Genomic DNA, 5,897 nt, shown 5'->3' with positions numbered 1-5,897 from the left:
TCCGCCTTGAGTTCCTGGCGGGGAAATTATTCACCGGCCAGGACATCCGGGGAAAGGACAAAACCTACGACGACCTGCAGGCGGCCTACCAGATCGCCATTCTGGCGAAGGGCCGGTTTTTCCCGGACGAGTCCTTTCTCCACTGTTTTGAGTACTACGATCCGGAGCGGGGCGTCTCCCTGGGAGGCCGGAGCCGGATCATCACGGTGGAGTTGTCCAAGGTAGAGGCGGTGGTGCAAAAGCCCGTGAAGGAGATGACGGGGGCGGAGCTCTGGGCAGTGTACTTCCGGTACCTGACGGACAAGAGCAAGCGGCGAATAATCAACGAAATTATAGCGAGGGAGGAGGGAATAGCCATGGCCAGTGAAGTATTAATCACGATCAGCAAGGACGAGATAGAACGGGCGCGGCTGATGAGCGAATACAAGTACGAATTAGACACTCAGAGCAAAGTCGTTCAGGCAAAACGGGAAGGCCGGCGGGAAGGTATGCAGGAAATTGCAAAAGCCCTGAAAGCGCTCGGGGACCCTGTCGAAAAAATAGCCGCAGTTACCGGGCTTTCCCCGGATGAAATTGCCGGGCTGTGAGGGCACAGTGACAGATACCATTTAAGGAAATTTAACCGCGAAGGCGAAGAAGAAAAGAAAGGAATTCATTCTTAATGCTTACTTCCCTTCTCGCCTTTTTCGCCTTCGTGGTCGAATTCTCTTCTCTATTTCTTTTCTTCCGGGGCCTGATACAGCAAGGCATTGATTATGGCGGCGGCTATGGGGCTGCCGCCTTTTCTGCCACGGGCGATGATGCAGGGGATGGCGGCGGTTTCGAAGAGGGCCTTGGATTCTTCCACATGGACAAAGCCTACGGGGACCGCGATGACCAGTTTGGGGAGAACTTGTTCCCGGCGGATCAATTCGTGGAGCCGTATGAGGGCGGTGGGGGCGTTGCCGATGGCAAATATCAGGGGAGGGGGCAATAAGGCGGCTTTGTCTACCGCTGCCGAGGCCCGGGTGGTAGCTCCGGCTTTTGCCGCTTCGGCCACATCCTCGTCGGCCATAAAGCAGTGGACCTGTCCGTGGTAGCGGGCCAGGACCTGCTTGTTGATCCCCGCCATGGCCATCTGGGTGTCGGTAACCACCCAGGTTCCGGCGTGGAGCAGTTCCACCCCGATCCGGGCGGCATCGTGGGTAAAAACCAGGGTTTTATCATAGTCAAAATCAGCGGTGGCGTGGATCACCCGCCTGAGGACCGCTTCTTCGGCGGGGGGCCGTTCCGGGCGGCCCTCCTCCCGGCGCCGCTGTTTTAATTCCTCCGCGATAATTTCAAAACTCTTTTTTTCGATTTCTTCGGGACCGAGGGTTTTCATTTCTCTATACCTATCCGGGCCGTTATTCCCCGGTCAAAGGGGTGTTTGATCTTTCTTATTTCCGAAACATAATCCGCCCGGTCCACGAGCCATGGGGGGGGGTTCCGACCGGTAAGAACCAGTTCCAGTTCCGGGGGTTTGTTTTCCACCAGGAAACGGAATTCCCCCTCATCCAGCATCCGGATGTTTACCGCGTCGAGTACCTCGTCCAGGACCAAGAGGTCCACCGGCGCGGCGGCTAGGGCTTCCCGAACCAGATCCAGGATACACCGCTGCTCTTCCCCGCAGCGGGTCCGGGCGGCATCATCCATCCGGTGGGTAAAACCCAGCTTTACCGTGGAGCGGATCACCCGAATCCCCAGCTTTTCCAGGGGGGCCAGTTCCCCGGTGATTCCGGTTTTTAAAAACTGGGCGAATACCACGGTTTTATCCCTGCCCGCGGCCCGGAGGGATAGTCCCAGGGAGGCGGTGGTTTTACCCTTACCATCGCCGATATACAGATGAATTAAACCGTTTTTCATATCCCCTCCTCAAGGATTTGATACACCCGTTCCATATCCAGGTGGGTCCGCAGGCAATCCGCCAGGGTATCGTATTGTTTCTCTTTATATGCCTTCCAACCGCTTTCCGTCCCGGTTGGGACCGCTTCCGTATCCCCGGAGAGGGCTTTGACCAGGGCCTGGGCGATGTTACCGGCGTCAAAGAGCCCGTGAATATAGGAGCCGTACACATTCCCGCTATAAAGGCCGTCTTGCTTGGCAATGCCGGTGTTGCTGTCCCGGATGTCCGCGAGATACCCGGTTCCGCCGGCTTCCCCCTCGCTTATCCCCATGTGTACCTCGTACCCTTCCAGGTCCATCCCGGACAGGGGTTTGAGGATGCCCCCCAGCGCGGCAAAGGTCCCCTGGACCCTGGTCCGGGTTTTTTCCTTTTCAAAGACGGTGGTTACCGGCAGCAGGCCGAGACCTTCCATGGTTCCCCCCCCCTCAACCCCATGGGGGTCCCGCAGGGTACGGCCCAACATCTGGTAGCCCCCGCAGATACCGAATACCGGCGTTCCCCCTTCGGCAAATTTTCGTATGCCGGAGGCCAGGCCGTTTTGCACCAGCCAACGCAGATCCCCCATGGTGTTTTTGGTACCGGGGAGGATGATCAGGCCGGGATTTCCGAGCTTTTCAGGGGCGTCCACATACCGAAGCCTTACCCCCGGAAGGCGGCTGAGTACATTAAAATCCGTAAAGTTGGAGATCCGGGGAAAACGGATCACCCCGATATCCGCCAGGGGCGGCCGGGAGGGATCGTTTTGGGGGGCGCCGGTGAAGCGTTCGGTGAGGCTGTCCTCGTCGTCAATATCGATTTTTATATGGGGGATCACCCCCAAAACCGGTTTATGAATGAGCCCTTCCATTTGGCGCAGCCCCGGTTCCAGAATGGCCCGGCTACCCCGGAATTTATTTATCACCACCCCTTTAACAAAATCCCGCTCCTCCGGGGTAAATAAAAACAGGGTGCCCACCAGGGAGGCGAAGACCCCGCCCCGATCGATGTCCCCTACCAACAAAACCGGCGCCTTTGCCAGCCGGGCCATGTACATATTGACCATATCCTGTTCTTTAAGATTTATCTCCGCGGGGCTTCCGGCCCCTTCCAAGACGATAATATCATAGGCCCGGCAAAGCCGCTCAAAGGACTCCCGGATCCTGGGTTCAAAGGCTTTTTTATGGGAATAATAATGCTCCGCGCTCTGATCCCCAAGGATCTCTCCCTGGACAATAACCTGGGATCGGGTATCGCCGGTGGGTTTGAGCAGGATGGGGTTCATATCCGTATGGGGTTCTATCCCCGCGGCTTCCGCCTGGACCACCTGGGCCCGGCCCATCTCAAGCCCCTCCCGGGTGATATAGGAATTGAGGGCCATGTTCTGGGACTTAAAGGGTGCAACCCGGTAACCGTCCTGTTTAAAGATCCGGCATAAGCCCGCCGCCATAAGGCTTTTGCCCACATTCGACGCGGTTCCCTGGATCATGATGGTTTTTGCCATGGGGTCTCCTTCTGCATATCCCGCAAAACAGCGATGAGGGTCCTGTTTTCGGCGGGGCTTTTTACGGCGATCCGGTAATAGGAGTCGTCCAGCCCCGGATAGTTGGCGCAGCTTCGCACCAGGATCCCCCGGTCCAAAAGGGCGTGGAAAAACCCGGCCCCGGCCGCCGCACCGGGGAGTCTGAAAAAAAGGTAATTGGCCTCGCCCCCCAAGACCTCAAAGCCCAGGTCCGCCAGGGCGGCTTTCATCATGGTCCGTTCGGCTTTTACCATACGCCGCAGTTCCTCCATATAGGCGGTTTCTTGAAGCGCCGCGATCCCCGCCCGCTGGGCCGGCGTTGATACGCTCCAGGGGGGCCCGGTTTCGGCGATAGTCCGGGCGATTTCGGGGGAGCCGCAGAGAATATACCCCAGCCGGAGCCCGGCCATGGCGTAACGCTTGGTAAAGGCCCTGAGGATGATGAGGTGGGGAGAGCGGGGCAAGCCGCCAAGCAGGGTATGGGCGGCGGGGTCGTCCAGGAGTTCGTTAAAACATTCGTCCGCCGCCAGGAGGGCGCCGGCATCGCCGCAGCGTTGGGAGATCCGCCGCACCAATTCCGGGTCGGCCAGGAGGCCCGTGGGGTTGTTGGGGTTACAGAAGAACACGAGGTCCGTACCGGAACGGATCTTCCCCAGTATTGTTTCATCCACCCGAAAATGGGGATAGGTCAGTTCGTACCGTTCGACAACACATCCCACTTCTCTCAGGGCTTTTTCATATTCCGAAAAAGAGGGGGCCATGACCAGGGCCTTTTTTGGTTTTACCCGGTATACGATCCGGTATATCAAATCCGCGGCCCCATTGCCGCATACGATCCGGTCCGCCTCCAGGCCGTGATGTTTTGCCAGGGCCTCCCGCAGTTCCCCGCACCGGGGATCGGGGTAACGGTCAAAATTCCGGGCCTCCCTGGTAAGCACCTCCACGACCCTCGGGGGCAGCCCCAGGGGACTGATATTGGCGGAAAAATCCAGGAGCCCCGGAGAGCCGGGGCCGGGGATATGCCGGGGAACGTAAATATCACCGCCATGATCATGGTACATACCACCCCCTACCGCGCCGCAACAAAACCGATGACCAGCCTGACTAAACAGGCTGCGGGCAGAAACAGCAGGGATGCCCCATACATGAGGCGGATTGCGGATTTTATGTCCCCGGCATTGACAGGCCGTGAGGCATCCCCTAATACCGCCTTTTCATGCAGCTCCCCAAAATAGCTGGCGTTCCCCCCCAGAGCTATGCCCAGGGCGCCGGCACAGGCCGATTCCGGATGTCCGCTGTTCGGGCTGGCATGGAGGCCCCGGTCCCGCCGGTAGATCCGGGCGGCGTTTTTCGCGTCATAGCCCAGGATGGCCGCCGCGGCGATCATAAGCCGGGCGGATATGCGGGCGGGCAGCCGGTTGGCAAGATCATCCAGCTTCGCGGCGGTTCTGCCGAAGATCATATACCGGCGGTTTTTATACCCGATCATGGAATCCAGGGTATTAACCGCTTTGTAAACCATCCCCAGGGGGGGGCCGCCCAGGGCCAAAAAAAACAGGGGGGCGATCACGCCATCGGAAAGGTTTTCCGCCACGGTTTCCACCGCGGCCTTGATCACCTGCTCCAGGGAGAGGTCCGCGGTATCCCGGCCGACGATCCTGGATACGGCCTGCCGGGCCCCCGCCAGATCTTCCCGGACCGCCTGCCGGTACACCTTCATGCTTTCCGTTTGCAGGGACCGGGCGGACAGGGCCAGCCAGCACAGGAAAACTTCCACCGTGAACCCTGCCCAGGGGCTCTGCCCATAGGCAAAAAAGAGCAGGGCCCCGGAAAGGAAAAGACTTACGGACGTAACCAGGACGACCAGCAGGGTCCCGGCCGCCCGCTCGTTATGGGGCAAAAGCCGCCGGAGGATCGATTCTCCCCGGTCTATTAAAAAACCCATTCCCCGGACCGGATGGGGTATGCCCGGCGGATCCCCCAGGAGGAGGTCCAGCAAAAAACCCAGGGCAATAGCCGCGGGGCCCAGAAGAAAAACCATCCCCTCTACCTCCTTGCCGGCGCGTGGCCTCCCATGACGAGCTTACTTTAAAGCCTGTTTTTTCGCAATATCGGTATTACCGCGAAGGAGACATAAAAGAGAGAATTCGACCACGAAGGCGCAGAAGGCGCAGAAGGGAAGAGAGAAGAGGGTTAACCACGAACGACACGAACCACACGAACGAAGACGGGGGATTAAGAGAGGAGAGAGGAGAGAGGAAAAATAGAAAAAAACCACGAACCACACAAACCTCACGAACAAGAGGGAAGAATTCGACCGCGAAGGAGGCATAAAAGAGAGAATTCGATCACGAAGGCGCAGAAGGCGAAGAAGGCGAAGAAGGGAAGAGGGTTAACCACGAACGACACGAACCACACGAACGAAGAAGGGGGATTAAGAGAGGAGTTAGGAGAGAGGAGAGGGAAGAATGGACT

6 protein-coding genes are annotated in these 5,897 nt (G+C 58.4%); 1 reads left to right on the top strand and 5 read right to left on the bottom strand.

Annotated elements, in window-relative coordinates:
* The coding region (locus LQZ21_RS14755) for a PD-(D/E)XK nuclease family transposase (protein WP_411045343.1) at positions 1-587 on the top strand (587 nt) is incomplete at its 5' end.
* A gap of 125 nt (positions 588-712) precedes the next feature.
* On the opposite strand, the gene LQZ21_RS14750 is transcribed toward LQZ21_RS14755, so the two are convergent.
* From LQZ21_RS14750 to cbiB, 5 genes are read right to left on the bottom strand one after another with little or no spacing between them, the layout of a single operon-like run.
* Positions 713-1,363: a precorrin-8X methylmutase gene (locus tag LQZ21_RS14750; RefSeq protein ID WP_411045342.1), complete on the bottom strand. Its 651-nt coding sequence runs from the start codon at positions 1,361-1,363 to the stop codon at positions 713-715.
* On the bottom strand, positions 1,360-1,884 hold the full coding sequence (locus LQZ21_RS14745) for a cob(I)yrinic acid a,c-diamide adenosyltransferase (RefSeq protein ID WP_411045341.1): 525 nt from the start codon (positions 1,882-1,884) through the stop codon (positions 1,360-1,362). Before LQZ21_RS14745 ends, LQZ21_RS14750 begins: the two co-directional genes overlap by 4 nt.
* Complete coding sequence (locus LQZ21_RS14740) at positions 1,881-3,404, bottom strand: cobyric acid synthase (RefSeq protein WP_411045340.1); 1,524 nt, start codon at positions 3,402-3,404, stop codon at positions 1,881-1,883. Before LQZ21_RS14740 ends, LQZ21_RS14745 begins: the two co-directional genes overlap by 4 nt.
* A complete protein-coding gene (cobD, locus tag LQZ21_RS14735) occupies positions 3,386-4,483 on the bottom strand; it encodes a threonine-phosphate decarboxylase CobD (RefSeq protein ID WP_411045339.1) in 1,098 nt (365 codons plus the stop codon). Before cobD ends, LQZ21_RS14740 begins: the two co-directional genes overlap by 19 nt.
* Before the next feature lie 8 nt (positions 4,484-4,491).
* Positions 4,492-5,463, bottom strand: a complete 972-nt coding sequence (gene cbiB, locus LQZ21_RS14730; protein WP_411045338.1) for an adenosylcobinamide-phosphate synthase CbiB — start codon at positions 5,461-5,463, stop codon at positions 4,492-4,494.
* Positions 5,464-5,897: the final 434 nt, after the last annotated feature.

Source organism: Treponema sp. TIM-1, from assembly GCF_046533115.1.
In the GTDB taxonomy this organism is placed as follows: domain Bacteria; phylum Spirochaetota; class Spirochaetia; order Treponematales; family Breznakiellaceae; genus JAIRMO01.
Note: the sequence above shows the minus strand (reverse complement) of the source record. Positions and strands in the feature narration are given on the sequence as shown.

Bases quoted from the DNA above. Each gene is read 5' to 3' on its own strand.
- LQZ21_RS14750 (WP_411045342.1), bottom strand. From the start codon at position 1,363: ATGAAAACCCTCGGTCCCGAAGAAATCGAAAAAAAGAGTTTTGAAATT.
- LQZ21_RS14745 (WP_411045341.1), bottom strand. From the start codon at position 1,884: ATGAAAAACGGTTTAATTCATCTGTATATCGGCGATGGTAAGGGTAAA.
- LQZ21_RS14740 (WP_411045340.1), bottom strand. From the start codon at position 3,404: ATGGCAAAAACCATCATGATCCAGGGAACCGCGTCGAATGTGGGCAAA.
- cobD (WP_411045339.1), bottom strand. From the start codon at position 4,483: ATGTACCATGATCATGGCGGTGATATTTACGTTCCCCGGCATATCCCC.
- cbiB (WP_411045338.1), bottom strand. From the start codon at position 5,463: ATGGTTTTTCTTCTGGGCCCCGCGGCTATTGCCCTGGGTTTTTTGCTG.